Genomic DNA, 25,380 nt, shown 5'->3' on the forward strand with positions numbered 1-25,380 from the left:
AAATCCTAGAAAAATAGCACGCAGATGATTTAATTCAATTTATCTGCGCGCTTCTTTATTATTCAATACTTCGTATAGTTGACTTGCTTTCTTAGAAAACAGCTTCATACTGCAGTCTTCGCTTATCCTGTACATTCAGCACCTAACCAAAATACAACGTATTCATATGTCATTTCACATTAAAATACTTTAAAAACAACGTCTTATATCAACCAAAATGATGTTAATAATTATTCTACATGTAGACACCCAATCTGTATGCTCTAGTCGTACAATAGAAAAAGGTCAATAATGGTATCTGAATGATGTAGCTCTCACAGAATCAAATGCCTTACTTTAAAACAATACAGAAAAAGGCAATTTCTATATGATTTCAATAGAAATTGCCTTTTTCATTTGTCCAAGAACTTTATGTCCCAGACTGTCAGTCTCAAATTAATCTACTAATCAAATCATAATCATTGTTGATAATAATTTATATTAGTTTCTTTATCGTAGTTATTCTGTTGTATCAGGAAAATAACGACGTACTTGTGAAGCGACATTATGACTCATAATAATTTTTGCGTAATCGTTTAAATATACTTCTGATTTATCAGTAGGATATGCGAACTCAAGTAATTGACTGTAACTATCGTTAATTGTTTCTTGTCCAACTGTTTCATCAAAGTGAACAGCGTAGTAATATACATTATTAAAACTATATAATAAATCTTCAAACTCATCTGTTCTTTGATTATTATGGTAAGCATAATCAATTACTTCTTCCAAGTCATTAAATCTAACTATAACAGTACGTGTATTTTGCGGCTTACGTTTGTTGCGTTCTTGATCTTGTTGTGTCTCTTTTTGTTGTTGTCGTTGTTCAAATAAATCCTCTAAACTATCATCTTGATCAAATGTTTGTGATAATAAATCATTAACTTGATGATCTAATTGGTCATTGTCTTCATCAGACATATTGATAAGATCTTCGTTTTTAGATTTAGAAATTGTTACTTCAACGCCCTTTTCAAAAGCATGTACTTGAATCCATAAAGGACCTTCAACAACAAAATCTTCTTCTTCATTGATTTCTTCCATCATGTTCCAAAAGAATTCTTCTCCACGTTTGCGATTAGTCCATAAATCTTCTCGTTTAAAACCTCTTGCTTCTATATCACTATATGTTATAAATAGTTTAACGGTAGTATCGTCAACTCGCTCTATTCTCATATCATCTCACTCCTTACAGTCGATGAATAGTAATCATTATTTTATTAGAACGTAGTAAGAATTACAATTAATTTGTTTGATTAATTTTTACTATTTTCTATTTGGTCTCTTATAATAACATATACCCTTATAAAAGGCCAAAAAACAGCACTTTTTATAGAGTGCTGTTTGAATTTAGTCAATAATTATTCACAATCGAATAATCGATTTGTTTGACGTAAGTATACATTTATCTGTTATGGTAAACACAACAAAACCACAAAGCAACATCACAATAACATTACTTTATGGCTTAATCGCTCTATTTATAAATTAATCAACCATACGTTGCGCTTCTTGCAATTGGAACGTACGTACTTTTCTAGGTAAAAAACGTCTGATTTCATCTTCATTATAACCAACTTGTAAACGTTTATCATCTAAGATAATCGGACGTCTTAATAAACCTGGATTATCTTGGATAATTGAATATAAGTCTTGAAGTGGTAAAGCATCAATATCTACATTTAATTTTTGATAAGTTTTAGAACGAGTAGATATGATTTCGTCTGTTCCATCTTCAGTCATTTTTAAAATTTGTTTAATTTCATCAATTGTTAAGTGTTCTGAAAAAATGTTACGCTCCGTATACGGAATGTCATGTTCTTGTAACCATGCTTTCGCTTTACGGCAAGATGTGCAACTTGGTGAAGTAAATAATGTTACCATACATCTCACTCTCCTATTTTTCATGAATATAAATTCATTAGATTTCAATTTTTATATGATTAAGAAATTACTAAGTCATTTTTACCTCTCTTAACCTTACAATTAAAGTATACCCTATCAACATTAAAATTAAATGAGAATTCTCTAATTTTTTTAAAAATTTTCAAATAAGCTTAATTCCCAATCAATTTAGTTAGAAATATTGATATGTATACAGTTTAACATAACTTACAAATGATTGAAATACTGTTATACTATTACTAAAGTAGATAAATTAAATTATTAAAAAGGTAGGCATCAAAAAATGGAAACTTTATTTTCTGGTATCCAACCTAGCGGCATCCCAACGCTTGGTAATTATATTGGTGCGTTGAAGCAATTTGGTGAAGTCCAAGAAGACTATGATTGTTTCTTCTGCATCGTGGATCAACACGCAATTACAATTCCACAAGATCGATTAAAACTACGTAAACAAACAAGACAACTAGCAGCAATTTATTTAGCTTCAGGCATTGATCCAGAAAAATCAACATTATTTATACAATCTGAAGTGCCAGCGCATGTGCAAGCTAGCTGGATGTTAACAACTATTTCATCTATTGGTGAATTAGAACGCATGACACAATTTAAAGATAAAGCAGTAAAACAAACGGAAGGTATACCAGCTGGCTTACTTACATATCCTCCATTAATGGCAGCAGATATCGTTATTTATAACACAAACATCGTTCCTGTTGGAGACGACCAAAAACAACATATTGAATTAACTAGAAATTTAGTAGACCGATTCAATTCACGTTACAACGATGTTCTTGTAAAACCAGAAATACGCATGCCAAAAGTTGGTGGTCGTGTTATGAGTTTACAAGACCCAACGAAAAAAATGAGTAAAAGTGATGATAACCAAAAGAATTATATCTCATTGTTAGATGAACCCAATGTTGGCGCTAAAAAAATAAAAAGCGCAGTAACAGATTCAGATGGTATTATTAAATTTGATCGTAACAATAAGCCTGGCATTTCAAATTTATTATCTATCTATTCAAGTTTAACTGATAAAACAATTGATGAACTCCAAACACAGTATAAAGATTCTAACTATGGTGAATTTAAATCAGATTTAGCTGAAATTGTAAAAGACTTTTTAGTTCAGTTCCAAGAAAAATATGAGTATTATTTCAACTCAGATGAATTAGATACGATTTTAGATAATGGTAGAGAGAAAGCTCAAAAAGCTTCATTTAAAACATTAAAAAAAATGGAAAAAGCAATGGGCTTAGGTCGAAAAAGATAATCTAAAAATCAAAAAAATTGGCATACATCTCATTCTAAAACAGACCAATCCAAATTAAAGGATTAGTCTGTTTTTTCAACTTTCGATACATATATTAACCTGGTTGTACTCAAATTTCATCATTCCTTCTACAACTATCCACGTGATTTTAGCAAATTACAATTTTGTTTAGTTGATGTATGCTACATTAACACCGTAATTTTTGAAATATATCAATTAGGTCTTACAATATCAATAATCATTTATTGTCAGTTCTTCTGTTGGAAAGTAATTATTTAACAAGGATTAAAAATGTATGATATCAAAGAATACGCCACTCTCTATATAATGACATAGAAAGTGACGTATTTTCATTATTTCAATAAGTTGTACTCAAATTTCATTTTTCACTTATTTTATTTCTTTTTACCAGTTTCACGGTCAATTGATTTATCAATGCTTACTTCTTTTAGCGAAGTATCACCACCAATTTGGTGATAGAATAAACCTTTGACTTGTGGATTGGTTAAATGTGCTTCCCCTTTTTGATATATAGGTGCTACAGGTGCATCATTGAGTAATAATTCTTCCGCTTCTTTCATCGCTGCATTACGTTCTTCCGGTTTTTTCAATAATTTACCATTCGCATCTTTAACGAGTTGGTCGTATTTTTTACTACCCCAAGCGGTATTATTTGAAGGATTACCTGTTGTCATAATTTCCAAGAATGTTAGAGGATCTGGATAATCTGGCCCCCAACCTGATAACGATGCTTCAAATGTTTCAGAATGTTCTTGGTTTACTCTCTGTTTAAACGGTAATTGTTTAATCTTCAAAGTGACACCTGGTAAATTCTTCTCTACTTGTGCTTTAATATATTCTGCTGAAATCTTTGCATCTGGTGTATCTTCAGTATTCATGGTAAACGTCAATTCTTTCACACCTAAATCTTTTTTCGCTTTTTCTAAGTGTTTCTTAGCTGCTGTCGGATTATATGCAAGTGGTGAATCTATAGATTCGGCAAAGTCTTTGCCGTCAGGTGTTTCTGCCGTTAATTTAGCTGTGAACCCATCTGTCGCTTTTGATCCATTATTTTTTACAGAATTCACATACCCCTCTTTATCAATCGCTTGCGAAATAGCTAATCGCATATCTTTATTTTTAAATTCAGGTACATTATCTTGATTTAACTTCATATAGAACGTACTAGCCAACAAACGTTTCTTCAAACCAGGATTTCCTTGATATTTATCCACTTGGTCGGCGGTGATAGTAGTATCATCTACAGAACCAGTGTCATAAAGTGATGCTCCTGCTTGCTGGTCTTTTAACACTTTATAATTTACACGGTCTAAATGAACTTTTTTCTTGTCCCAATAATCTTCATTTTTAACTAATTGAATTTTATCTTCAACTTTCCAATCTTGAACTTTGAACGGACCATTAAACACTGTTTTATCTGCAGTTGTAGCATATTGTTCACCATGCTTTTTCACAACTTTTTCTTTTTGTGGCAAGTATGTGCCAAATGCAAGCATTTCATTAATATATGGTATTGGCTTATTTAGTTCAATTTTTAATGTGTGGTCATCTAACGCTTTTACACCTAATTTATCAACATCTTTTTTACCCATATTAATGTCTTCAGCATTTTTTAAGTCATACATTATGTAAGCATATTCTGAAGCTGTATCTGGATTGACAACACGTTTCCATGCAAAAACAAAATCTTGTGCAGTAACTGGATCCCCATTAGACCATTTTGCATCCTTACGCAATTTAATTGTCAATGTCTTACCGCCATTACTTTTCTTTGGCATTTCTTTAGCGACACCTGGTTGTGCTTTATCATTCTTATCCAAAGTGTAAAGACCTTCATAGACTTGATTGAATAAATCAAAAGATACCGTGTCGGTCACTAGTGCAGAGTCTAATGAAGAAATATCTTGTGGTATCACTTTTCTAAATACTTGTCCTTTGTCCGAGTAGATACCTTCAGCACTGCTACATCCCGCTGTAATCACCGTTAAAGCTAATAAAACTATAAATAGTTTAATCCTTTTCATATTAATCCCCCTTCCCCTTATACTGATGGTGCTTGCATTTGAGATTTTAATGTTTCTGCTTCTTCATCCGTAGTAAATACAAAATGGCCAGGTTGTATTTCATTTAATGACCGTTGATTATTTTTGGATGTGTCTTCTTTATACACTGTTCTTTTTCGAGAACGTTCACTTTCAGGATCCGGTTGTGGTACTGCTGAAAGCAATGATTTCGTGTAAGGATGTAACGGATAATTGTATATTTCATCTGCAGAACCTAATTCGACAATTTTACCAAAATGCATTACTGCTATTCTGTCTGAAATATATTTCACCATTGAAAGGTCATGGGCAATAAATAAAAACGTAATATTGTGTTCTCTTTGCAACTTTAATAACAAATTAACGACCTGGGCTTGTATTGACACATCTAACGCTGATATTGGCTCATCTGCAATAATAAATTCTGGTTCTACTGCTAATGCACGTGCAATACCGATACGTTGTCTTTGACCGCCTGAGAATTCATGTGGATAACGATTGGCATGTTCTTTGCTAAGACCTACTGTTTCTAATAAATTGTACACTCTTCTTTTTCGGTCTTTTGTCCCACTAGCTAGCTTATGAATATCTATCCCCTCTGCTACTATATCCATGACTTTTAACCTTGGGTTTAATGAAGCATACGGATCTTGGAAAATCATTTGCATCTTTTTATTAAACTTCAACGAATCTTTACGGTTTTTTATTTTTTGAATATCGATACCTTCATAAAGTATTTCTCCATCAGTTATATCATTGAGTTTAATAATAGCTTTACCAGTTGTAGATTTTCCACAACCAGATTCACCAACTAATCCAAATGTTTCCCCTTTATAAATATCAAATGAAATATTTTCAACTGCACGCACTTCGTTACGCTTTCCTTCATTAAAATATTGTTTAACATTTTTCACTTGTAAAAGTATGTCTTTATTTTGCATCATCAAACGCCACCCTTTCTACTTGTTGCGGTTTATCGTAATTATTTGGCATCTTACGTAAACGTTTTTGTACCATTTCTGGTGGTTCAACATGAGGTGCACGCTCGTCAAGTAACCAAGATTTCACAAAATGTGTATCAGATATTTTGAACCATGGTGGCGGTGTTTTAAAATCCACATCTAATGCATATTGGCTACGTTCAGCAAACGCATCTCCTTTAGGCGGGTGTAATAAATCTGGTGGTGTACCTGGAATAGCTAATAATTCTATTTCTGAACCAGTCGTTAAATCAGGCATCGATGATAATAGTCCCCAAGTATACGGGTGTTTAGGGTCATAAAATATTTCATCTACATCCCCTGTTTCAACCATTTGACCACCATACATAACAGCTACTCTGTCTGCTATATTAGCAACAACACCTAAATCATGAGTGATGAAAACGATTGAAGTACTTATTTTACTTTGTAACTCTCTCATCAATTCTAATATTTGAGCTTGCATCGTTACATCAAGTGCAGTAGTTGGCTCATCAGCAATTAATACTTTAGGCTCACATGCAAGTGCTGTCGCAATGACTATTCTCTGTCTTTGTCCCCCTGAAAATTGATGTGGATAGGCATTAAAACGTTTTTCAGCGTTTGGTAAACCGACAAGGTTTAATATTTCCAATGCTCTTTTTTTCGCATTTACTTTATTGTAATTTCTATGTTTCATTAGTGGTTCCATAACCTGCTTGCCTATTTTCATTGTAGGATTAAGCGAAGTCATCGGATCTTGAAAAATCATAGAAATATCTTTTCCTCGTAATTTAATTAACTCTTCTTCTGATTTTTGAGCTAAGTCTTCACCCAAGAAATTAATAACACCTTTTTTAATTCTCCCTGTATCACCTTGGAATAATTTCGTAATAGCTTTTGTTGTCACTGATTTCCCAGAACCTGATTCACCAACAATCGCTAGTGTTTCTCCTTTATCTAGAAAGAAATCCACGCCACGTACTGCTTGCACTTCCCCTGCGTCAATATCAAAGGAAACATGCAAATTGTTAACTTCTAATATTCTTTCTGACATAAAATGTTGCCCCCTTTTTATTTACGCATTTTCGGATCAAATGCATCACGTAATCCATCACTAAATAGATAGAAGAATAATATTAATAAACTTAAAATAATAGCCGGAATAAATAATTCATGTGGATGAATCAATAACATTGCACGACCATCATTTACAAGTGAACCAAGTGATGTTCTTGGTGCTGGCACTCCAATACCAATAAAGCTTAGGAATGCTTCGAAGAAGATTGCATTCGGCACTGTAAACATAGATGTAACAACTATAACTCCTAGTGTGTTAGGTAATATGTGCTTAAATATTAATTTAAGTTTAGATGCACCTAATGTTTTTGAAGCTAATACAAATTCTTGGCCTTTTAATTTTAAGAATTCCCCTCTGACAACACGACTCATTCCAATCCAGCCTGTGATTGCCATCGCTAATATAATCGTCCATATAGATGGTTCAAAGATTAACACGAATAAAATAACAACAATCAATGTTGGTATAGACGCAACAATTTCAATAATACGTTGCATCACATTATCAAGTCGTCCTCCAAAAAATCCTGAAATCGCGCCATAAATGACCCCTATAAAAATATCGAGCAATGCTGCAACAACACCAATAAATAATGATACTTGTGCACCTTGCCAAGTACGTGACCATAAATCTCTACCTAATTGGTCTGTACCAAACCAGAAATTTTCTTTCACTCCAGCTTCTTCATAGGCATCTTTACCTTGAGCACCTTCACCATCAAATGGTAAAAATGAAATTTGATCTAGTACAGGTATTTTAGCTGGTAAGTTACGTCTTTCAACATCTTGTTCAGCATAGTCATGCGCACTAAATAATGGCCCAATTAACGCTAAAATAATGATAATAATTAACCCTATCATACCAACTACCGCTAATTTATTACGCTTTAATTGTGTCCATGCATCCTGCCAAAAGTTTTTACTTTCTCGCTGTATTTCAGGTTCTTTTTCAATATCATTGTTACTTCTAATAAAATCTGATGCTGGTATTGCTTCTGAGGTATGTGACATAACTGCATTTGAATAATCTTGATTTAAATTTTCATTTTTATTATCAGCCATTATTTTTTACCTCCTTGTACACGTATACGTGGATCAATAACACCATATAATATATCTACAAGGAAAATAGAAACTATAAATAGTGTACTGAATAAAATAGTTGTCGCCATAATTACTGGGAAATCGTTCGTGGTAATCGATCTTACGAATTGATCCCCTAACCCTGGCACACCAAAAATATTTTCAATTGTCAAAGTACCTGTTAATATACTTGCCAACATTGGCACAATAATTGTAATTACTGGAATCAAGGCATTTCTTAATGCGTGTCCAAATAATACTCTCATTGTTGAATTACCTTTGGCACGTGCAAGTAAAATATAATCTGAACTTAACACTTCTATCATTTCTGCTCTTATGTATCTTGCTACCGTCGCTAAAACTGCTGCTGATAGTGCTAAAGATGGTAACACTGCTGTTGAAATACCTTCCCAACCTGCTACTGGGAACCATTGTAACCTTACTGAAAATACATATTGTAATAAAACAGCTAAGACAAATGATGGTACCGATACTGCTATAACTGAAATTACTGTAGCTGTATAGTCAGCCCAGGTGTTTTGCCGGACTGCCGCAATGACCCCTAAAATCAGACCGAGTATGACACCAATCACCATCGCTGTTAAACCCATCTCTAAAGATGGTAATAACCTTGGTTTGATTAAATCCCAAACTGGCTGGTTATCATATTGGAATGAGTTACCAAAGTCCCCCGTAACAACATTCTTCAAATAACTCGCATACTGAACTGGTACTGGGTCATTCAAACCATATTTTTCATTTAGAATTTGCTTTTGTTCATCATTTAATTTTTCATCATTAAATGGTGAACCTGGCATAAGTTTCATCAAGAAAAAAGTAATGGTAATGATAATGAATAATGACAAAAACATATAACCCAATCGCTTTAAAACATATTTAAGCATATTGTATCCCCCTTTGAATCGAATTAAACATTCCCTTCACAATATTCAGAATATTTAATAACATTATACGTTTAGTTAAGATTTTAATCAATATTCTATTGCTTTACTTTATTAAAGAAATTAAAAATTAATTAATTTTAAACTTCTAATTAAATACTGTTGTTAACGAATTTATAGTAATTTTTATTCATTTTTTAGTTAACTTAAGTTACAATTAATTTAATTCTTTTTTGGGGGGCAACGACATGAAATATTTAAAACATCTCGTATTATTTTTACTTATTACACCTATAATTTCATTTATTTTATGGTTATTTTCAAACCATAATTGGATAAACTTTATTAATATTATATTCTATGTCTCTATCTTCTTAGCAATATTCTCTTTTATCATTTTGGTTGTGCAGGAAGGCGTTTTAGATCCTACAAGCTTTGGTTTTAGAAGATTAAAATATCAATTGATGAGAAAGAAACATAGAAGCTCGCTTGAAGATGATACGTTTTTTAAGCCTACTAAACCTAAAAAAGATATTTATATTGTTTCATCTTGGGTGAAAATTGCTTTTCTTTGTAATCTCATTTATGTCATTATCTCTATTTTAATATCATTTGCTATATAAAAAGACTGGATTAGTAATTGTATTTAATAACAATAACTAATCCAGCCTTTTTTTCTGTTGATTATCAATATTGGGATTACAAAAAAGTGCATAATAAAGTAGGATAAAGCCCAACAAAACAATGACTGCCACGTAGATAGACATCATCCATGGTAATATAAATGCGCCAATAATAAGTCCTAGACGTGCTAAAATATTTCCGCCGTAAAATGAAACCATTGCAAATGTACTATACGTACTTCGTTTATCTTCAGGAATCATCAAGAATCGTTGTGCATTTTGTATAGGTGAATATATTAATTCCCCTAAAGTAGCCAAAATTGAAAATAAGCATAAAATCCAAAACGATGTTGCAGACGTCAATACACTGTATCCTAATGTATACAAGACAATCCCAATCATAAATGCAATTCTAGTCGAAGTCGCTGCGACAATTCTGTTTACAGTAAATGTTAAAGTGGCGACAACTACTGTATTAATAATCATAATGACCGTAAACATTCTGACACCATCTATATAAAAACCTAAAATCGATAATGGTTCAAAAGCATCTTTCAACCTTACCACGACATAAGAATTTAAACTCAATTCAGCCATGATGACCATCATATAGCCCAAATTTAGCATCATATAATATTTATCTTTAACTACATCTCGATAGCTTTCAAAAAAATGTTTAAATTTAGTCGTAACGTCGCCCTTTTTACTAATAACTTGTTTAACATCATAATACTTCTCAAATAAGTACCAACTTACTAACATAGCGACAAAGAAAAGAATAAATAATAAATGTTTATGCCCCAAATATAATAATGCACCTAACGCCATACCGATGGCTGTACCGATATTAAACATCCAATAATTGAGTTGATATACATATGCCCTAACATCTTCATATATAGCATCCATAATAGCCGCTTCAAATATAGGTTCACTTGCAGCAAATAATAATTGAAAAACAAAAATAGCAATACAAAATATAACTAAACCAGTACCGTCCATAGTAACCGTAATACTTAGAATAATTAGGCAAATTGCATATAAAAAGTGAATATAATTCACCGTTTTCTTCCTATTATAATTATCACCTAAATATCCACCTAAAAAAGACACTATAAAACTCACTATAATATTTATAATTAAAAATGTCCCTGCAAAAACTGCGTTCACCTTGCTCGTTAAATAAAGTGCTATAAAAGGCATGATGGCTTGACTTGCTATAATCAAGATAAAATCTGCAATCATTCGTGTTTTCAAAGTTGTTGACAAAGTTGAAAAGCGTTTCATCTTGACTGCCTCCTTTTGAAGTAAATATAAAGCACATTATACACTAGGTGCACACTATAAATATACAATATATCAAATTTAATTATGTATTTTACTATTAAAATATATATTATTTAAAAATTAAAACTATCTTCAATAGATATCATCGCTTATTCATATCACTCCGTATCTGTTAAATAATTTCAGCCAAAATAAATAAGGCTGGACAAATGAATTGCCTCAGCCTTTTATCATTACATATGATTTAGTCGTTAAATTTTTTCAAAACAAGGACGGCATTATGGCCACCAAATCCTAAACTATTACTCATAGCGTAAGTAATATCTAAATCTTCAGCTTTATTTGGAACAATGTCTAAATCACACTCTGGGTCTGGAGATTCAGCATGGATGGTTGGCGCGATGCGGCCATCTCTAATAGATAAAGCAGAGAAAATGGCCTCTAAACCACCTGTTGCACCTAATAAGTGACCAGTCATTGATTTTGTAGAGCTAATTTTTAAGTTTTTAGCTGCTTCACCAAATGTATTTTTAATCGCTTGAATTTCAGTCAAATCGCCAACTGGCGTACTCGTACCATGAGCATTTAAATATTGAATATCTTGGGGCTCAATGCCTGCATCATCAATCGCTGCTTGCATCGCACGTGAGCCGCCTTCGCCTTCAGGTGCTGGAGCTGTAATATGATAAGCATCACCTGTTGAACCATAACCAACTACTTCAGCATAAATTTCTGCACCACGTGCTTTGGCTGACTCTAAAGATTCAAGTACAACAATACCTGCGCCTTCTCCCATTACAAAGCCATCGCGGCCTTCTTGGAATGGTCGACAAGCTGTTTCTTTATCTTCATTCGTTGTTAAAGCACGGCTTGCACTAAAGCCTGCGATTGCCATATGTGTAATTGGCGCTTCAGTACCACCTGTAACCATAGCATCGGCATCACCGCGTTGAATAATCTTGAAAGCTTCTCCAATTGAGTTTGTACCTGTAGCACATGCTGTAACCGTAGCACCATTCGGCCCTTTTGCACCTAAATCAATAGATACTTGGCCTGTAGCCATATCAGGAATTAACATCGGAACAAAGAAAGGACTGACACGTCTAGGGCCACGCTCTAGCAATTGGCTATGTGATAATTCAAATGTTTCCATGCCACCGATACCTGAGCCAATCCAAACACCAATTCTATTAGCTGTATCTTCATTAATATTTAGTTTTGCATCCTTAACCGCTTCTCTTGCAGCGACTACTGCATACTGTGTGAATCGATCCATACGACGCGCTTCTTTTTTATCTATATGATCTTCAATATCAAAGTCTTTTAATTCACCAGCTAAATGAACTTTATATGCTGATGTATCTATACGTGTTATTTCATCTATACCACTAACACCATTTAGTGCATTTTTCCATGAAGTTTTTGCATCATTACCGATTGGTGATAAAACACCCATACCAGTAATGACGACACGATGTTCCTTGCTCATATATTATCCTCCTATTTTCCCCATCTTATTGTTACAGCACCCCAAGTAAGACCGCCACCGAATCCTACTAGTACTAAAACATCATCATCTTTAATTTTACCATTTTCTAATTCTTGTGCGATACTTAATGGAATTGAAGCTGCAGAAGTATTACCAAATTTATCCACTGAGACGCTCATTTTTTCTTTAGGTATACCTAATCGTTCTCTTGCAGATTCCATAATTCTAATATTCGCTTGATGTGGCACAAACATATCGATATCGTTTGGTTCTAAATTTGCTTTTGCAACTGCATTATTAGAGGCTTCACCCATGATTCTAACAGCAAATTTAAACACTTCTCGTCCATTCATAAATATCTTACCATTTTCTGGATTTAAATATAAATATTCGCCTCCAGAACCGTCTGATCCAAGTTCATAACTTAAAATACCTCGGCCTTCAGACACTTCGCCGATAACGACTGCACCAGCACCATCACCAAATAAAATAGCGGTTGAACGGTCTGTGTAATCTGTGATTTTAGATAATTTATCTGCACCTACAACTAAAATATTTTTATAATCGCCTGATTGTACGAATTGTTTAGCGTTAATCATTGCATACATGAAACCACTACATGCAGCTAACTGATCCATAGAAGCAACCTTTCCGATGCCAAGTCTGTCTTGTAATATGTTAGCCACAGTTGGAAATGGAAAATCTCCTGTAGATGTTGCAACAATAATCATATCTATGTCCGTTGGTTCAATACCAGCATCATTAATAGCTTTAACACTTGCTTGATAAGCTAAATCAGACGTCTCTTCATCTTCATCAGCCCATCTTCTTTCTTTAATACCTGTCATTTTCGAAATCCATTCATCTGAAGTTTCTAAAAACGATTCAAAATAGGCATTCTCTACTACTTTTTCAGGCGCATATGCGCCGAAACCTTTAATACCCACGTTCATGGTTGTACACCTTCTTAATAATTTTTTAATACCAGGTATTAATTTAACATAATACATAATTCCAATACAAGAACTTCACCTAGTATACTCATTAAAATCACATTTATTATTATAATTTATAGTGAAAATTAGTACAATTAAAATCTACACTTTATAACTTACTACTATACAAATATCACATTCTTATTTATAATAAATGTATATATATTAAATTGGAGGCATTACATAATGAAATACCTCGCAGTGTTATTTTGGTCTATTGTCTTATTACAAATGGTAAATTTCGTGCTTAACAGTCTTTCAGGTGGGGGCGCACTTAATTTGATTACCCCTATTATTGGTGCTATTGTATTTACAATCATTGTCGTATTATTTGACTTGATTATTAAACCTTCAAAGCATGAAACGAAAGAACAACACTAATTATTTATCGCATACACATTTTTAAGAAGCGTTCGAAACGAAAATATCTCGAACGAATTTAAAAAGGCAATCTCTAAGTTTTCAATTTAGAGATTGCCTTTTTGCTATAGAAAATTTCTAAGATTTTAAATGTACTAACTTTTTAATTAATCCAACATTAATATAATAGTAGCCCATAAATAAATTTCTCCAAATCATTTATGGGCATATTTTAATAGCGATGATGTGCAAACACTATTTTCTATTTATTTCTTCTTATATCATTTCTGGTTTAATTTCTTCAAATGTTAAACCATCATCAGATAAATCTATTTTTATTAACGTACCTTCCGGTAGATTTTCTCTAATCATTTTGCGTGCAAGTGGCGTTTCAATTTGTCTTTGAACAAATCTTTTAAGTGGTCTTGCACCAAATTGTGGTTCATATGCTTCTTCACCTAACCAAGTCTTAGCTTTGTCAGAAACTTCAATTGAAATACGTTGTTCCATCAGTCTAATGTTTAATTGTGTTAAAATTTTATCAACAATTAAACTCATATCATTTACAGATAATGGTTTAAATAATACGATATCATCCATACGATTAATGATTTCAGGTTTGAAGTATTGATTTAAACTATTCATAACTGCTTTTTCTGTTGATTCAGTTATTACACCTGTATCTTTTACATTTTCTAATAAAATTTGTGAACCTATATTACTCGTCATGATAATAATTGTATTTTTAAAGTCTACTTCTCGACCTTGTGAATCAGTTAAACGACCTTCTTCTAATATTTGAAGCAACACATTGAACACATCTGAATGTGCTTTTTCTATTTCGTCTAACAGAATGACTGAATAAGGATTACGTCGTACTGATTCAGTCAGTTGACCGCCTTCTTCATGTCCAACATAACCTGGAGGCGCACCTATTAAACGTGAGACAGAATGTTTTTCCATATATTCACTCATATCAATACGAATCATATGTTTTTCTGAATCAAATAAAGTTGATGCTAAAGATTTCGCTAATTCTGTTTTACCCACACCAGTTGGGCCTAGGAATAAGAAGCTGCCAATGGGTCTGTTAGGATCTTTAATTCCAGCACGTGCTCTGACAACTGCGTCTGCAACCAAATCTACAGCCTTATCTTGTCCCACAACACGTTCATGAAGTATATCAGATAAGTTCAAGAGTTTTTCTCTTTCAGTTTCAACTAATTTTGATACTGGAATGCCTGTCCAAGAACTAACAATATCACCAATTTCTTCATCGGTAACAATTTCACGAATGATGCGGTCATTGTCTTCATTTTGTTCATTTTGGAAAGCATCTTCTAGTTCACGTAATTCTTTTTCTAATTGTGGAATTTTACCGTGCTGTAATTCCGCTGCTTTTTCTAAATTGTAGTTGTTTTCAGCATCTTCTAAAGCTTTTCGATTTTCATCTAATTCTGAACGTTTCTCTTGCAACTTAGCTATTTTTTCTTTTTCTTCTTCAACACGTGATTGAATAGAACTTTGTTTTTCTTTTTCGTTCGCTAATTCTTCTTGTAGCTCTTGTAAACGCTGCTTACTAGCATTATCAGATTCATTTTTCAATGCCGACTCTTCAATTTCCAGCTGCATAACACGACGATTCACTTGATCTAATTCTGTTGGATTTGAGCCCATTTCAGTACGTATCGTCGCACATGCTTGGTCTACTAAATCTATTGCCTTATCCGGTAAGAATCGATCTGTAATATACCGATCTGATAATTCAGCTGCTGCTACTAATGCTTTATCTTGTATACGAACACCGTGATATACTTCGTAACGTTCTTTCAAACCACGTAAGATAGAAATTGTATCTTCTACATTAGGCTCAGATACATTTACTTTTTGGAAACGACGCTCTAAAGCTGAGTCTTTTTCAATATATTCTCTATATTCATTTAATGTAGTCGCACCAATACAATGTAGTTCACCACGAGCTAACATCGGTTTAAGCATATTACCTGCATCCATAGCCCCTTCAGTTTTACCAGCACCTACAAGCATATGAATTTCATCAATAAACAAAATAATTCTGCCGTCAGAGTCTTTGACTTCTTTAAGTACTGCTTTCAATCTTTCTTCGAATTCTCCTCGATATTTAGCTCCAGCCACAAGTGCACTTAAATCAAGTTCAAAAATTGTTTTATCTAACAATGATTCTGGCACATCTTTACGAACGATACGTTGCGCTAACCCTTCGACGATTGCTGTTTTACCTACACCTGGTTCACCAATCAAAACAGGATTATTTTTAGTTTTTCTACTTAATATACGGATTGAATTACGAATTTCTTCGTCACGACCAATGACAGGGTCCATATTTCCTTGACGTACTTCTTCAACTAAGTCACGACCGTATTTTTCTAAAGCTTCATAATTTGCTTCTGGATTTTGTGATGTCACGTGACTGCCCCCTCTAACTTTTTTAATAATTTCTTCAATAACTTCTTTTTTATTTGCTACAAATTGTTTAGTCGTATCATCTATATCAATAGCAGCTAATACGATGTGTTCCATAGATATATATTCATCTTCATATTTTTTCATATAAGATTCAGCTTTATTTAATAAATTGTTAGCATTTTGGCTTATATATTGGCCATATTGGACATTATCTCCTTGAACGGATGGATATTTTTTAAGCTTTTCTTTATATGATTGATCTAATTTATCAGTGTCTATATGCGCTCTATCAAAAATACTTTTAAATAAACTTTCACTTTCTGTTAATGCCGCTGATAATACAGCTTCAATTTCAATATTTTGATTTTCATTTATTTTAGCCAGTTCAATAGCATTTTGTAATGTACTTTGGACTGCATAGGTCATTTGATTGATATCCAAATTGATTCACCTCACCATTTAATGATTGATCAATAAAGTAAGTTTGACTTTGACTTTCTTTGACCTTATTTATATTATATTACGCTTCTCGGCAATAATCAACAATAAAGGGTTGGTTTTTCAATTATTTTTTATAAGTTTTGAACGCTTACTATATCATAACTTTTACCAGATACATATATGTTAAAACATCTAGATAAATAATATAAAGCTATTAAATTCTATAGCAATATTTATATTTTCAACAATAGGACATTCCTCATTACTTTAAAGCTATGTTAGCATTATTGTAAATATACAAGATTGGAGGTTATCTATATGAAAGATGTAATCAAAAAGCCAACGCCGCCGTTTAATAAACAGACAGCTTTAGAAAAAGTTAAATTGGCGGAAGATGCATGGAATACTAGAGATCCTGAAAAAGTATGTCTCGCTTATACACTTGATTCACAATGGAGAAATCGTAATGAGTTTTTTGAAGGTCGAGAAGCAATCAAATCTTTTTTATATAGAAAATGGAATAAAGAACTTCATTACAAATTGATGAAAGAATTATGGTGTTACACCGATAACCGTATTTCAGTTAGATTTGAGTATGAATGGTATGATGCTTCAACAACTCAATGGATGCGTACCCATGGTAATGAACATTGGGAATTTAATAGCCATGGACTCATGACTAGAAGGGATATGAGCGCAAACGATTACCCAATCAAGAAACAAGATAGAAAATATTAATATCATCTATGCTAATTCATCAATGGTAAATATATGCCATTTAAAGTACATCTTCAAATGACAGTTTTCTTTATAGATGTTCAAAAGCAAAGTAAACGCCAATTTTAACAAAAATTGGCGTTTGCTTGTTAGTTAAGCTTCATTGATTTCATATTTCTCTAAGTTTTTAATTTATTTTGCATTGCTAGCTATATGTTTTAAAATTTCATCCGTCAATGCCTCTACACCTTTTGGTTCTAAATGAATACCGTCTGGTGCAAAGTATTCTGTATGATTTTCAGAGCGTTTGTACCAATCAACAAGCGTTACATTCTTGTGTGTGTGTGCAGCATCTGTCATCAATTTATTCACATGGCCTTCATAACTTCTCGGAACTCTCGTATTCACTAAATAAATTTGAGCATTCCCGAATTTATTGATTAACGTATCTAATTGTTCTTTACTAAAATCTCCATTTGTACCAAGCTCTAGTACAATTTTATCTGATTTTTTATTAAACGAACGATAATGTTTTTCTACAAGTGGAGCGACATCGTAAAGATTACGACCAACCTCACCATCAATTTGTGCATTGGGCACCCTTTTTTTAAAATTCTCACCAATATCAACCATCACTGAGTCACCAATGAGCAGTGGTTTAATATTTGTAAAAACTTCTGATTTGGAGGTTTTTTTAGCATTTGATTTACCAAAAAAGTTTACATCATCAATTGGTATAGGCCTCACTATTTGTTTATCAAATTCATTAGTCTTAAACGTAGTTTTTTTATCTGAAACCATATCTTTCCCTAATTTATCAAAGCTACCAGCTAAAACAAATAAACTTGGAATCATAAAAATTAATAAAATAGCTGTTCTCACTAATGGTATTTTTTGGTTTAATTTTATAGAAAGTGCTTTGAAACCTTTTTTTCTAAAAGGCGTTTCAATATAACGATACGATAATTCTGCTAAAATAATTGTCAATATGATATCTAATAAGTACACATAACTCGGTAATTGTCCATCAACATAATATGAATGTACAAAACTAATCACTGGAAAATGCCATAAATATAAGCTATAGGACCTTTTACCTATCATAACAAAAATAGAATTTCCTATGACTTTAGCAAAGTAACCTGATGGATGAACAACACTCATTATGACAAATAATGTCATTACAGATATTAAATAAAAACCACCATTATAAATCCAATCGCTATTATCATTAACTTTATAAAAAAGTAAAAGCAAGATAAAAATACCAAAAACACCAATACCATCTATGATATGCGTTAATGTCTTTTTCGGATGTTTTTTCAACTTGAACGGAGGCCATAAAAACGCTAATATGACGCCTAATAACATAGTTTGAAGTCTTGTATCTGTACCAAAATAAACTCGAGAATGAGACATATGTGGTTGTGAAATGCTTATCATCACTAGTAAAGAAATTAACGAAATAATCCAAAATATCAAAACAACATTACGATATTTTTTAAAAGCTAATAAAAGGAATATAAAAAGAATTGGAAAAACTATGTAAAATTGCTCTTCAATTGCTAAAGACCACAAATGTTTTAATGGCATGAAAGCAAATTGTTCAAAATAATTGACATCTGTAGCGATGTACCACCAATTTGAAAAGTAAAAAATTGCTGCTATTGCATCTTTTTTAATATTAATAATTTCGTCTGGTTTTAATACCAGTGTTACCACAATGACAACAAATACTAAAGTTAATACTGCAGGTATCAATCTTTTAAAACGTCTTATCCAAAAGTTTTTTAAATTAATTATCCCTGTTTCTTCATATTCATTTAACAGTAAACTAGTAATTAAATATCCCGAAATAACAAAAAATGTATCAACACCTAAAAATCCACCGGTTAACCATTGCTTATTTAGATGGTAAATAATAATACCAATCACTGCAATTGCCCTTAAACCATCTAAACCTGGCATGTATCGCGTGCTACGTTTCACACGACAATTTTCAAGATTATTGTTCATTTTCCCACAAACTTTCCTAAAATTACATAAACATCTATTTTATTTACCTAGCCATTGTAATACTAATGTAATACAACTGCAATTATTTTAATGAATTGAGCGATAGAAATAAATAATTTTAAAATAGCCTGACACAAAGTGGGTATATGTTGTTTAAATAAAAAAACTAGCTTAAGTTAGCAATACGTATCTCATCGCATTGTTACTTAAACTAGTTCTCTAATCTGTATATTAACCTATGCCTAGCGCTATTTTTGCATAGCGTGACATCATTTCTTTACTCCATGGTGGACTCCAAACAATATTTACTTCTGTATCTGAAATCTCTGGAATTTCTGCTAAGACCATTTTTACTTGGTTCATAATTTGCGGTCCAAGCGGACAACCCATAGAAGTTAACGTCATTTCCACTGTACATAAACCTTCATCATCAACATCTACGTTATATACTAAACCTAAGTTTACAATATCGATTCCTAACTCAGGGTCTATGACCATCTCTAAAGCATTTAGTATGCTATCTTTTAATCCTTCGTCCATACTTTTCACCTCTTCGTATTTAATCATACTAACAATATATCAAATATCTTACAAAACGCCAATAAAATGCTATGATGTTCATACATCATTTATTAAATTCAAAGGAGATTTACATGAGTTCTTATTTAATTTGTTTAGACTTAGACGGAACACTATTAAACGATGACAAGAAAATTACACCTTATACAAAAAAGGTTTTAACTACATTGCAAAAGCAAGGACACAAACTAATGATTGCAACAGGCAGACCATACAGAGCCAGTCAAATTTATTACCATGAACTAAATATGGATACTCCTGTAGTTAACTTTAATGGTGCATTCGTTCACCATCCAAAAGATGATCATTTCCAAAATAAACATGAAGTACTGGATTTAGACTTATCACATGAGATCATTCAGTCACTGAACAACTTTGGTGTCTCCAACATTATTGCTGAAGTAAAAGATTATGTTTTTTTAAATAATTTTGACCAAAAATTATTCGATGGTTTTTCAATGGGAAATCCTAAAATTGAAACTGGTGACTTACTTTACTCCTTAAATGAATCGCCTACTTCCATTTTAGTTGAAGCTGAAGAATTTATGATTCCTAGAATCAAACAAATGCTAACCCGTTTCTATGCAGAAAATATTGAACACCGAAGATGGGGCTCACCTTTCCCAGTAATCGAAATCGTAAAACAAGGAATTAGTAAAGCTAGAGGCATAGATTATGTGAAAACTTATTTAGATGTAGACAGAAACCATATTATTGCATTCGGCGATGAAGATAATGACTTAGAAATGATAAAATATGCCAAACATGGTATTGCTATGGGAAATGGTTTAGATGAACTAAAACATGTAGCCAATCATGTGACTTATTCAAATAATGAAGATGGCATTGGTCGCTATTTAAACGATTTCTTTCATTTAAATATATCGTATGAAACAGTAGTAGAATCACATATTTAAACACTAAATTTATAGGGGGCAATATACTATGAATAAAATTGTAGTGGTGGGTGCTGTTGCTGGAGGTGCAACCGTTGCTAGCCAAATCAGAAGACTAGACCATGAGAGTGAAATAACTGTTTTTGAAAAAGATAGAGATATGAGTTTTGCTAACTGTGCACTTCCTTATTATTTAGGAAATGTCGTAGATTCAAGAGACAAAGTATTAGAAGCTACACCCGAGTCTTTCTATGATTCTAAAAAAATTGTTGTTAAACCTTATCACGAGGTAACTGCAATTAATGACAAAGCGCAAACAATTACTGTTTATAACAAGCGTGACAATACAACGTTTGAAGAAGATTATGACACTTTAATTTTAAGTCCAGGGTGCAGTGCAAATACTTTAAACTTAAACAGTGATATCAGCTTTACATTAAGAAATATGGAAGATACTGATGCCATTGAAAAATTTATAGAACACCAAAACGTTAAAACTGCCCTTGTCGTTGGTGCAGGATATATAGGTTTAGAAATATTAGACAATTTACACCATAGAGGTATCGAAAGCACATTGATACACCGTTCAACTCATGTGAACAAGTTAATGGATAGCGATATGAATCAACCCATTTTTGATGAAATGGAAGCGAGAGATATCAATTATCGTTTAAATGAAGAAATTCAATCAGTGGATGGTAATACAGTTCATTTCAAATCTGGTAAAGTTGAAAACTATGATTTGATTATTGAAGGGGTTGGAGTAAAACCTAATTCCGAATTTATTCAATCATCAAATGTAAGTTTAGACAGTAAGGGTTATATTCCAGTAAACGATCAGTTCCAAACTAACATTGATAACATTTATGCTTTAGGTGATATTATTACTTCACATTATCGTCATGTGGACTTAAATGCACACGTACCATTAGCATGGGGTGCTCATAGAGCAGCGAGTATTATAGCAGAACAACTAGCTGGTAATGCATCTATACACTTTAAAGGTTACTTGGGTGCAAATATTGTAAAATTCTTTGATTATACGTTTGCCAGCGTTGGCGTAACACCACAAGAATTAGATAACTTTGATTACGAAATGGTAGAAGCTAACCAAGGAGAACACGCGGGCTATTACCCAGGAAATACTAAGTTACATTTACGTGTTTATTTCGATAAATCAAGCAGACGCATTATTCGAGCTGCCGCAGTAGGAAAAAATGGTGCAGATAAACGTATAGATGTTTTATCTATGGCAATGTTGCATAAGTTGACAATAGATGAACTTACTGAGTTCGAAGTTTCCTATGCCCCACCTTATAGTCGACCAAAAGATATCATCAATATGATTGGTTATAAAGCGCGCAACAAATAATTTCAGCTAATTTAATACGTGAAAATAAAAAGCGGAGACAGCTTAATGTCTCCGCTTTTTATATTACATACCAAACATTTGTGTGATTGGGCCTTGCGGTAAAATAACCCCAATAATGATAGTGATTATAATAACTGCAATTGTGCTCCACATCATACCATGACTTGCTTGTCCTTTTTTTCGTTTTGTAACTGTAACTTCCATTAATGCTACGACAGCCACACCACAAATCATTTTCAATGTTAATAACATGTGCCCGCCTGAATTTCCATCACCAAATGCTTGAATCCAAATCCAGAATCCTGAAATTAAGACTAAAACCATGAATAACCTTAATAACATATGAATTGGTTTAAAATAAGGTGTCGCACCTTGTTTTTCTGAGAAATTAAAATAAGCAGCGAAAAACAAGATAATTAGCAATACCCAACTTGCAATATGCATATGTAACATATTTAATACCCCCACACTATTTTTACTTTATAAAAAATATCAATACATTGTTACTTTTAATTATAAAATTAAAAGCGTACTTTTTTAATCATACTGAAAAAGTAAATATTTTTCAAAAAAAGTTCTGCACTTCACATTTTATCTTCATTTTCAATTTATAGCAACATCATTACTTTGTATCAAAAAAATTAGGCTAACTTATTATAATTAGCCTAATTCGTTTATAATTATTTTTCTGCTATGACATTTGTTAAAGTACCAATATTATCAATCGTTACTTTTACTTCATCACCTGGTTGTAAAAATTTAGGCGGTGTCATACCTGCCCCCACACCAGCTGGTGTACCAGTAGCAATAATATCACCAGGATGTAATGCTACATATTTCGAAATCTCTTCAATCAATTCATCGATTTTAAGAATCATTTCTCCTGTATTACCATCTTGACGAATTTCATTGTTTACTTTAGTTACAATATTTACATCTTCAGGTGTAGGTAATTCATCTTTAGTTACTATATATGGACCAACTGGGCAACCACCAGTTAAACTTTTAGATAAGAATGCTTGATCCTGTTCATTTTGGGCTTTGCGGTCAGTAATATCATTAATGATTGTATAGCCATATACATAGTCAAGTGCTAAAGCTTTAGGAATTTTCTCACCTGATTTACCTATCACAATACCTAGCTCACCTTCATAATCTAACTGATCTGTAATATCTTTATGATTTGGTATTACACTATTATCACCAGTTAACGATGAAGCTGCTTTTGTGAAGACGTATAAACGCTGTACCTCATGATTTAATTCACTAGCATGGTCTTGATAATTACGTCCAAAAGCAATCACATTATTTGTTGGCGTGACCGGTGGCAAAAATTCAATATCTGCAAATGCGACTTTATATTCTTCACCTCTACCACTATCTTCTGCCGCTACGACTGCTTTACGAACCTGTTCTTGGAAATCTAATATTTGATTTTGTTGAAGACCATTCAATAATGTCTTAGGATGAAAGTCCCCTTCCGCAAAATCTGCAAAGACTTTTTTCAAGTCCCAAGCAGCTTCTTCTCTTTTAACTTTCACACCATAAGATGTCTGTTCATTATGTCTGAATGATAGAAATTTCATTCAATATCAGCTCCTCATCTTTATCTTATTACATATTATAACTATATTTAGTAACAAATCACAAATAAATACCCATTATTTTCAAAAAATTCAATAAACATAGACATAATTTTGTATCGCTATTTTAAATAAGTCACTTTACGCCACAACCATTCAATAGGGCCGTATCTATAAAATTTCAGATACACATAACAGAAAATTAGTTGTAAGCTATATACAACCAATACGATTAAATAAGATTCATACAGTGGTAACTTATTATATAAACCTAAACCTACATAAATAAATGTAAAAATAAAACTTTGCATTAAGTATACTGTTAGACTCAATTTTCCTGGGTATTTAAAGATATTTACGGTTTTGGAAAATTGCTTAAATCGACAACAATAGATAAATAATAATATGTAGCCAAACGCTACAAGTGGCCCACCAATCATAGCACTAATGATTGCAAAAGCTTGGTTTCCAATGTCCACTACATATGGCATTTTAAAAGCGTATCCAACAATTAACATAAGGCATGCATATAAAACGTGACGATGACGATTTTGTGCGAATTGTACCTTTTCAACCAAGTTGTATTTTTGTGCTGCCATTCCTAAAAACACATACGGTAAAAATTCAAAATATGCAGAAAAAGTTATTGTATCTATAATATTATAGGTGTTTTCTACAACATTTACTTTTAAATAGTTAAAATATTCGCCACTTTGCTTTAGATTGACGATTTCAGAAACATTAAATCCGCTTATATTAATAGTACTATATGGATCATCTAAGTATGTTACTAAAAAAGTAGGTAAAATTAAGATAAATACTTTTATTGCATATAAAATAACACCTATTTTAAAGAGTTTCTTGCTACTTTTTTTAATACATAATACTGCAATCATCCCTGTAAATGCATAACTGAACAAAATATCTCCTGAAAATAGTAAAAAACCGTGTAATGCACCTAATATTAATAAAAAAGTTAATCTTCTATAAATAAAGGGATAATATTTCATCGCTCTTCTCTGACTATGTTTGTACATAATGGCTAAACCATAACCAAATAAAAAGGTGAAAATAGGATAAAAAGAACTGATTACAAACAGTGTAATAACTCTTAATATACTTTGATCTATCCCTTTCACTAAATCCGGTAAAAATGATTCCTCATATGGCATACTAAATGTCAATATATTCATCAATACAATACCTAACAAACTGAATCCACGTAAAGCATCCAGTTCGAATATTCTCTGCTGTGTCGACACTGTTTAGCACT

The 25,380-nt window shown here is 32.4% G+C and carries 22 protein-coding genes; 6 read left to right on the plus strand and 16 right to left on the minus strand.

The features are described 5' to 3' along the window. Window positions 1-498: 498 nt before the first annotated feature. Window positions 499-1,215 carry an adaptor protein MecA gene (gene mecA, locus HMPREF2586_RS06365; protein ID WP_064209428.1) on the minus strand — a complete coding sequence of 239 codons (717 nt, stop codon included), beginning with the start codon at window positions 1,213-1,215 and terminating at the stop codon, window positions 499-501. A gap of 312 nt (window positions 1,216-1,527) precedes the next feature. Next, window positions 1,528-1,923: a transcriptional regulator SpxA gene (gene spxA / locus HMPREF2586_RS06370; RefSeq protein WP_040030144.1), complete on the minus strand. Its 396-nt coding sequence runs from the start codon at window positions 1,921-1,923 to the stop codon at window positions 1,528-1,530. A gap of 304 nt (window positions 1,924-2,227) precedes the next feature. Between spxA and trpS the strand changes: the two genes are divergently transcribed. Beyond that, on the plus strand, window positions 2,228-3,217 hold the full coding sequence (gene trpS / locus HMPREF2586_RS06375; RefSeq protein WP_070657765.1) for a tryptophan--tRNA ligase: 990 nt from the start codon (window positions 2,228-2,230) through the stop codon (window positions 3,215-3,217). A 395-nt stretch (window positions 3,218-3,612) separates the two neighbouring features. On the opposite strand, the gene HMPREF2586_RS06380 is transcribed toward trpS, so the two are convergent. From HMPREF2586_RS06380 to opp3b, 5 genes are read right to left on the minus strand one after another with little or no spacing between them, the layout of a single operon-like run. Then, window positions 3,613-5,262, minus strand: coding sequence for a peptide ABC transporter substrate-binding protein (locus HMPREF2586_RS06380; RefSeq protein ID WP_070657767.1), 1,650 nt, complete (start codon window positions 5,260-5,262; stop codon window positions 3,613-3,615). A 17-nt stretch (window positions 5,263-5,279) separates the two neighbouring features. Further along, complete coding sequence (locus HMPREF2586_RS06385; protein ID WP_176745315.1) at window positions 5,280-6,221, minus strand: ABC transporter ATP-binding protein; 942 nt, start codon at window positions 6,219-6,221, stop codon at window positions 5,280-5,282. Further along, window positions 6,211-7,296: an ABC transporter ATP-binding protein gene (locus tag HMPREF2586_RS06390; RefSeq protein ID WP_070812693.1), complete on the minus strand. Its 1,086-nt coding sequence runs from the start codon at window positions 7,294-7,296 to the stop codon at window positions 6,211-6,213. The genes HMPREF2586_RS06385 and HMPREF2586_RS06390 overlap by 11 nt, the downstream gene beginning before the upstream one ends. A gap of 17 nt (window positions 7,297-7,313) precedes the next feature. Continuing rightward, complete coding sequence (gene opp3C / locus HMPREF2586_RS06395; protein WP_046208052.1) at window positions 7,314-8,381, minus strand: oligopeptide ABC transporter permease; 1,068 nt, start codon at window positions 8,379-8,381, stop codon at window positions 7,314-7,316. Beyond that, window positions 8,381-9,307, minus strand: coding sequence for an oligopeptide ABC transporter permease (gene opp3b / locus HMPREF2586_RS06400; protein WP_064209430.1), 927 nt, complete (start codon window positions 9,305-9,307; stop codon window positions 8,381-8,383). The genes opp3C and opp3b overlap by 1 nt, the downstream gene beginning before the upstream one ends. Window positions 9,308-9,552: 245 nt before the next feature. On the opposite strand from opp3b, the gene HMPREF2586_RS06405 reads away from it, so the two are divergent. Continuing rightward, window positions 9,553-9,927: a DUF3899 domain-containing protein gene (locus tag HMPREF2586_RS06405; protein ID WP_064209431.1), complete on the plus strand. Its 375-nt coding sequence runs from the start codon at window positions 9,553-9,555 to the stop codon at window positions 9,925-9,927. A 36-nt stretch (window positions 9,928-9,963) separates the two neighbouring features. Here the strand turns inward: HMPREF2586_RS06405 and HMPREF2586_RS06410 are convergent, their stop codons facing one another. The 3 genes from HMPREF2586_RS06410 to HMPREF2586_RS06420 form a co-directional block, all read right to left on the minus strand. Further along, complete coding sequence (locus HMPREF2586_RS06410; RefSeq protein WP_064209432.1) at window positions 9,964-11,214, minus strand: MFS transporter; 1,251 nt, start codon at window positions 11,212-11,214, stop codon at window positions 9,964-9,966. A 244-nt stretch (window positions 11,215-11,458) separates the two neighbouring features. Continuing rightward, the gene (gene fabF, locus HMPREF2586_RS06415) at window positions 11,459-12,703 is read right to left on the minus strand and encodes a beta-ketoacyl-ACP synthase II (RefSeq protein WP_070038090.1); all 1,245 of its coding nucleotides are present in this window, start codon (window positions 12,701-12,703) and stop codon (window positions 11,459-11,461) included. Between the two features lie 11 nt (window positions 12,704-12,714). Next, window positions 12,715-13,656, minus strand: coding sequence for a beta-ketoacyl-ACP synthase III (locus tag HMPREF2586_RS06420; protein ID WP_040030149.1), 942 nt, complete (start codon window positions 13,654-13,656; stop codon window positions 12,715-12,717). Between the two features lie 228 nt (window positions 13,657-13,884). On the opposite strand from HMPREF2586_RS06420, the gene HMPREF2586_RS06425 reads away from it, so the two are divergent. Next, window positions 13,885-14,079: a YjzD family protein gene (locus HMPREF2586_RS06425; protein WP_046208047.1), complete on the plus strand. Its 195-nt coding sequence runs from the start codon at window positions 13,885-13,887 to the stop codon at window positions 14,077-14,079. A gap of 255 nt (window positions 14,080-14,334) precedes the next feature. Here the strand turns inward: HMPREF2586_RS06425 and clpB are convergent, their stop codons facing one another. Next, window positions 14,335-16,944 (minus strand): ATP-dependent chaperone ClpB, encoded by a 2,610-nt coding sequence (gene clpB, locus HMPREF2586_RS06430; RefSeq protein WP_046208046.1) that lies wholly within the window; start codon window positions 16,942-16,944, stop codon window positions 14,335-14,337. Between the two features lie 318 nt (window positions 16,945-17,262). Here clpB and HMPREF2586_RS06435 point away from each other — a divergent pair, with 318 nt between their 5' ends. Continuing rightward, complete coding sequence (locus tag HMPREF2586_RS06435; protein WP_064209435.1) at window positions 17,263-17,682, plus strand: nuclear transport factor 2 family protein; 420 nt, start codon at window positions 17,263-17,265, stop codon at window positions 17,680-17,682. A gap of 171 nt (window positions 17,683-17,853) precedes the next feature. On the opposite strand, the gene HMPREF2586_RS06440 is transcribed toward HMPREF2586_RS06435, so the two are convergent. Beyond that, window positions 17,854-19,677, minus strand: coding sequence for an acyltransferase family protein (locus tag HMPREF2586_RS06440; protein ID WP_070657772.1), 1,824 nt, complete (start codon window positions 19,675-19,677; stop codon window positions 17,854-17,856). 231 nt (window positions 19,678-19,908) lie between these two features. Further along, window positions 19,909-20,217 carry a metal-sulfur cluster assembly factor gene (locus tag HMPREF2586_RS06445; protein WP_019469047.1) on the minus strand — a complete coding sequence of 103 codons (309 nt, stop codon included), beginning with the start codon at window positions 20,215-20,217 and terminating at the stop codon, window positions 19,909-19,911. A 113-nt stretch (window positions 20,218-20,330) separates the two neighbouring features. Here HMPREF2586_RS06445 and HMPREF2586_RS06450 point away from each other — a divergent pair, with 113 nt between their 5' ends. Together HMPREF2586_RS06450 and HMPREF2586_RS06455 are read left to right on the plus strand one after the other, a co-directional pair. After that, complete coding sequence (locus HMPREF2586_RS06450) at window positions 20,331-21,173, plus strand: Cof-type HAD-IIB family hydrolase (RefSeq protein ID WP_046208043.1); 843 nt, start codon at window positions 20,331-20,333, stop codon at window positions 21,171-21,173. Between the two features lie 28 nt (window positions 21,174-21,201). Next, on the plus strand, window positions 21,202-22,524 hold the full coding sequence (locus tag HMPREF2586_RS06455; RefSeq protein ID WP_064209436.1) for a CoA-disulfide reductase: 1,323 nt from the start codon (window positions 21,202-21,204) through the stop codon (window positions 22,522-22,524). Window positions 22,525-22,587: 63 nt separating this feature from the next. Here the strand turns inward: HMPREF2586_RS06455 and HMPREF2586_RS06460 are convergent, their stop codons facing one another. From HMPREF2586_RS06460 to HMPREF2586_RS06470, 3 genes are all read right to left on the minus strand, one after another. Then, window positions 22,588-22,977 (minus strand): YisL family protein, encoded by a 390-nt coding sequence (locus HMPREF2586_RS06460; protein WP_046208041.1) that lies wholly within the window; start codon window positions 22,975-22,977, stop codon window positions 22,588-22,590. 227 nt (window positions 22,978-23,204) lie between these two features. After that, window positions 23,205-24,110: a fumarylacetoacetate hydrolase family protein gene (locus HMPREF2586_RS06465; protein ID WP_046208040.1), complete on the minus strand. Its 906-nt coding sequence runs from the start codon at window positions 24,108-24,110 to the stop codon at window positions 23,205-23,207. A gap of 119 nt (window positions 24,111-24,229) precedes the next feature. Further along, a complete protein-coding gene (locus tag HMPREF2586_RS06470; RefSeq protein ID WP_046208039.1) occupies window positions 24,230-25,369 on the minus strand; it encodes a DUF418 domain-containing protein in 1,140 nt (379 codons plus the stop codon). Window positions 25,370-25,380 lie beyond the last annotated feature (11 nt).

The sequence above is a fragment of the Staphylococcus sp. HMSC034G07 genome (assembly GCF_001835975.1).
In the GTDB taxonomy this organism is placed as follows: domain Bacteria; phylum Bacillota; class Bacilli; order Staphylococcales; family Staphylococcaceae; genus Staphylococcus; species Staphylococcus ureilyticus.

Bases quoted from the DNA above. Each gene is read 5' to 3' on its own strand.
- mecA (WP_064209428.1), bottom strand. From the start codon at position 1,215: ATGAGAATAGAGCGAGTTGACGATACTACCGTTAAACTATTTATAACA.
- spxA (WP_040030144.1), bottom strand. From the start codon at position 1,923: ATGGTAACATTATTTACTTCACCAAGTTGCACATCTTGCCGTAAAGCG.
- trpS (WP_070657765.1), top strand. From the start codon at position 2,228: ATGGAAACTTTATTTTCTGGTATCCAACCTAGCGGCATCCCAACGCTT.
- HMPREF2586_RS06380 (WP_070657767.1), bottom strand. From the start codon at position 5,262: ATGAAAAGGATTAAACTATTTATAGTTTTATTAGCTTTAACGGTGATT.
- HMPREF2586_RS06385 (WP_176745315.1), bottom strand. From the start codon at position 6,221: ATGCAAAATAAAGACATACTTTTACAAGTGAAAAATGTTAAACAATAT.
- HMPREF2586_RS06390 (WP_070812693.1), bottom strand. From the start codon at position 7,296: ATGTCAGAAAGAATATTAGAAGTTAACAATTTGCATGTTTCCTTTGAT.
- opp3C (WP_046208052.1), bottom strand. From the start codon at position 8,381: ATGGCTGATAATAAAAATGAAAATTTAAATCAAGATTATTCAAATGCA.
- opp3b (WP_064209430.1), bottom strand. From the start codon at position 9,307: ATGCTTAAATATGTTTTAAAGCGATTGGGTTATATGTTTTTGTCATTA.
- HMPREF2586_RS06405 (WP_064209431.1), top strand. From the start codon at position 9,553: ATGAAATATTTAAAACATCTCGTATTATTTTTACTTATTACACCTATA.
- HMPREF2586_RS06410 (WP_064209432.1), bottom strand. From the start codon at position 11,214: ATGAAACGCTTTTCAACTTTGTCAACAACTTTGAAAACACGAATGATT.
- fabF (WP_070038090.1), bottom strand. From the start codon at position 12,703: ATGAGCAAGGAACATCGTGTCGTCATTACTGGTATGGGTGTTTTATCA.
- HMPREF2586_RS06420 (WP_040030149.1), bottom strand. From the start codon at position 13,656: ATGAACGTGGGTATTAAAGGTTTCGGCGCATATGCGCCTGAAAAAGTA.
- HMPREF2586_RS06425 (WP_046208047.1), top strand. From the start codon at position 13,885: ATGAAATACCTCGCAGTGTTATTTTGGTCTATTGTCTTATTACAAATG.
- HMPREF2586_RS06435 (WP_064209435.1), top strand. From the start codon at position 17,263: ATGAAAGATGTAATCAAAAAGCCAACGCCGCCGTTTAATAAACAGACA.
- HMPREF2586_RS06440 (WP_070657772.1), bottom strand. From the start codon at position 19,677: ATGAACAATAATCTTGAAAATTGTCGTGTGAAACGTAGCACGCGATAC.
- HMPREF2586_RS06445 (WP_019469047.1), bottom strand. From the start codon at position 20,217: ATGGACGAAGGATTAAAAGATAGCATACTAAATGCTTTAGAGATGGTC.
- HMPREF2586_RS06450 (WP_046208043.1), top strand. From the start codon at position 20,331: ATGAGTTCTTATTTAATTTGTTTAGACTTAGACGGAACACTATTAAAC.
- HMPREF2586_RS06455 (WP_064209436.1), top strand. From the start codon at position 21,202: ATGAATAAAATTGTAGTGGTGGGTGCTGTTGCTGGAGGTGCAACCGTT.
- HMPREF2586_RS06460 (WP_046208041.1), bottom strand. From the start codon at position 22,977: ATGTTACATATGCATATTGCAAGTTGGGTATTGCTAATTATCTTGTTT.
- HMPREF2586_RS06465 (WP_046208040.1), bottom strand. From the start codon at position 24,110: ATGAAATTTCTATCATTCAGACATAATGAACAGACATCTTATGGTGTG.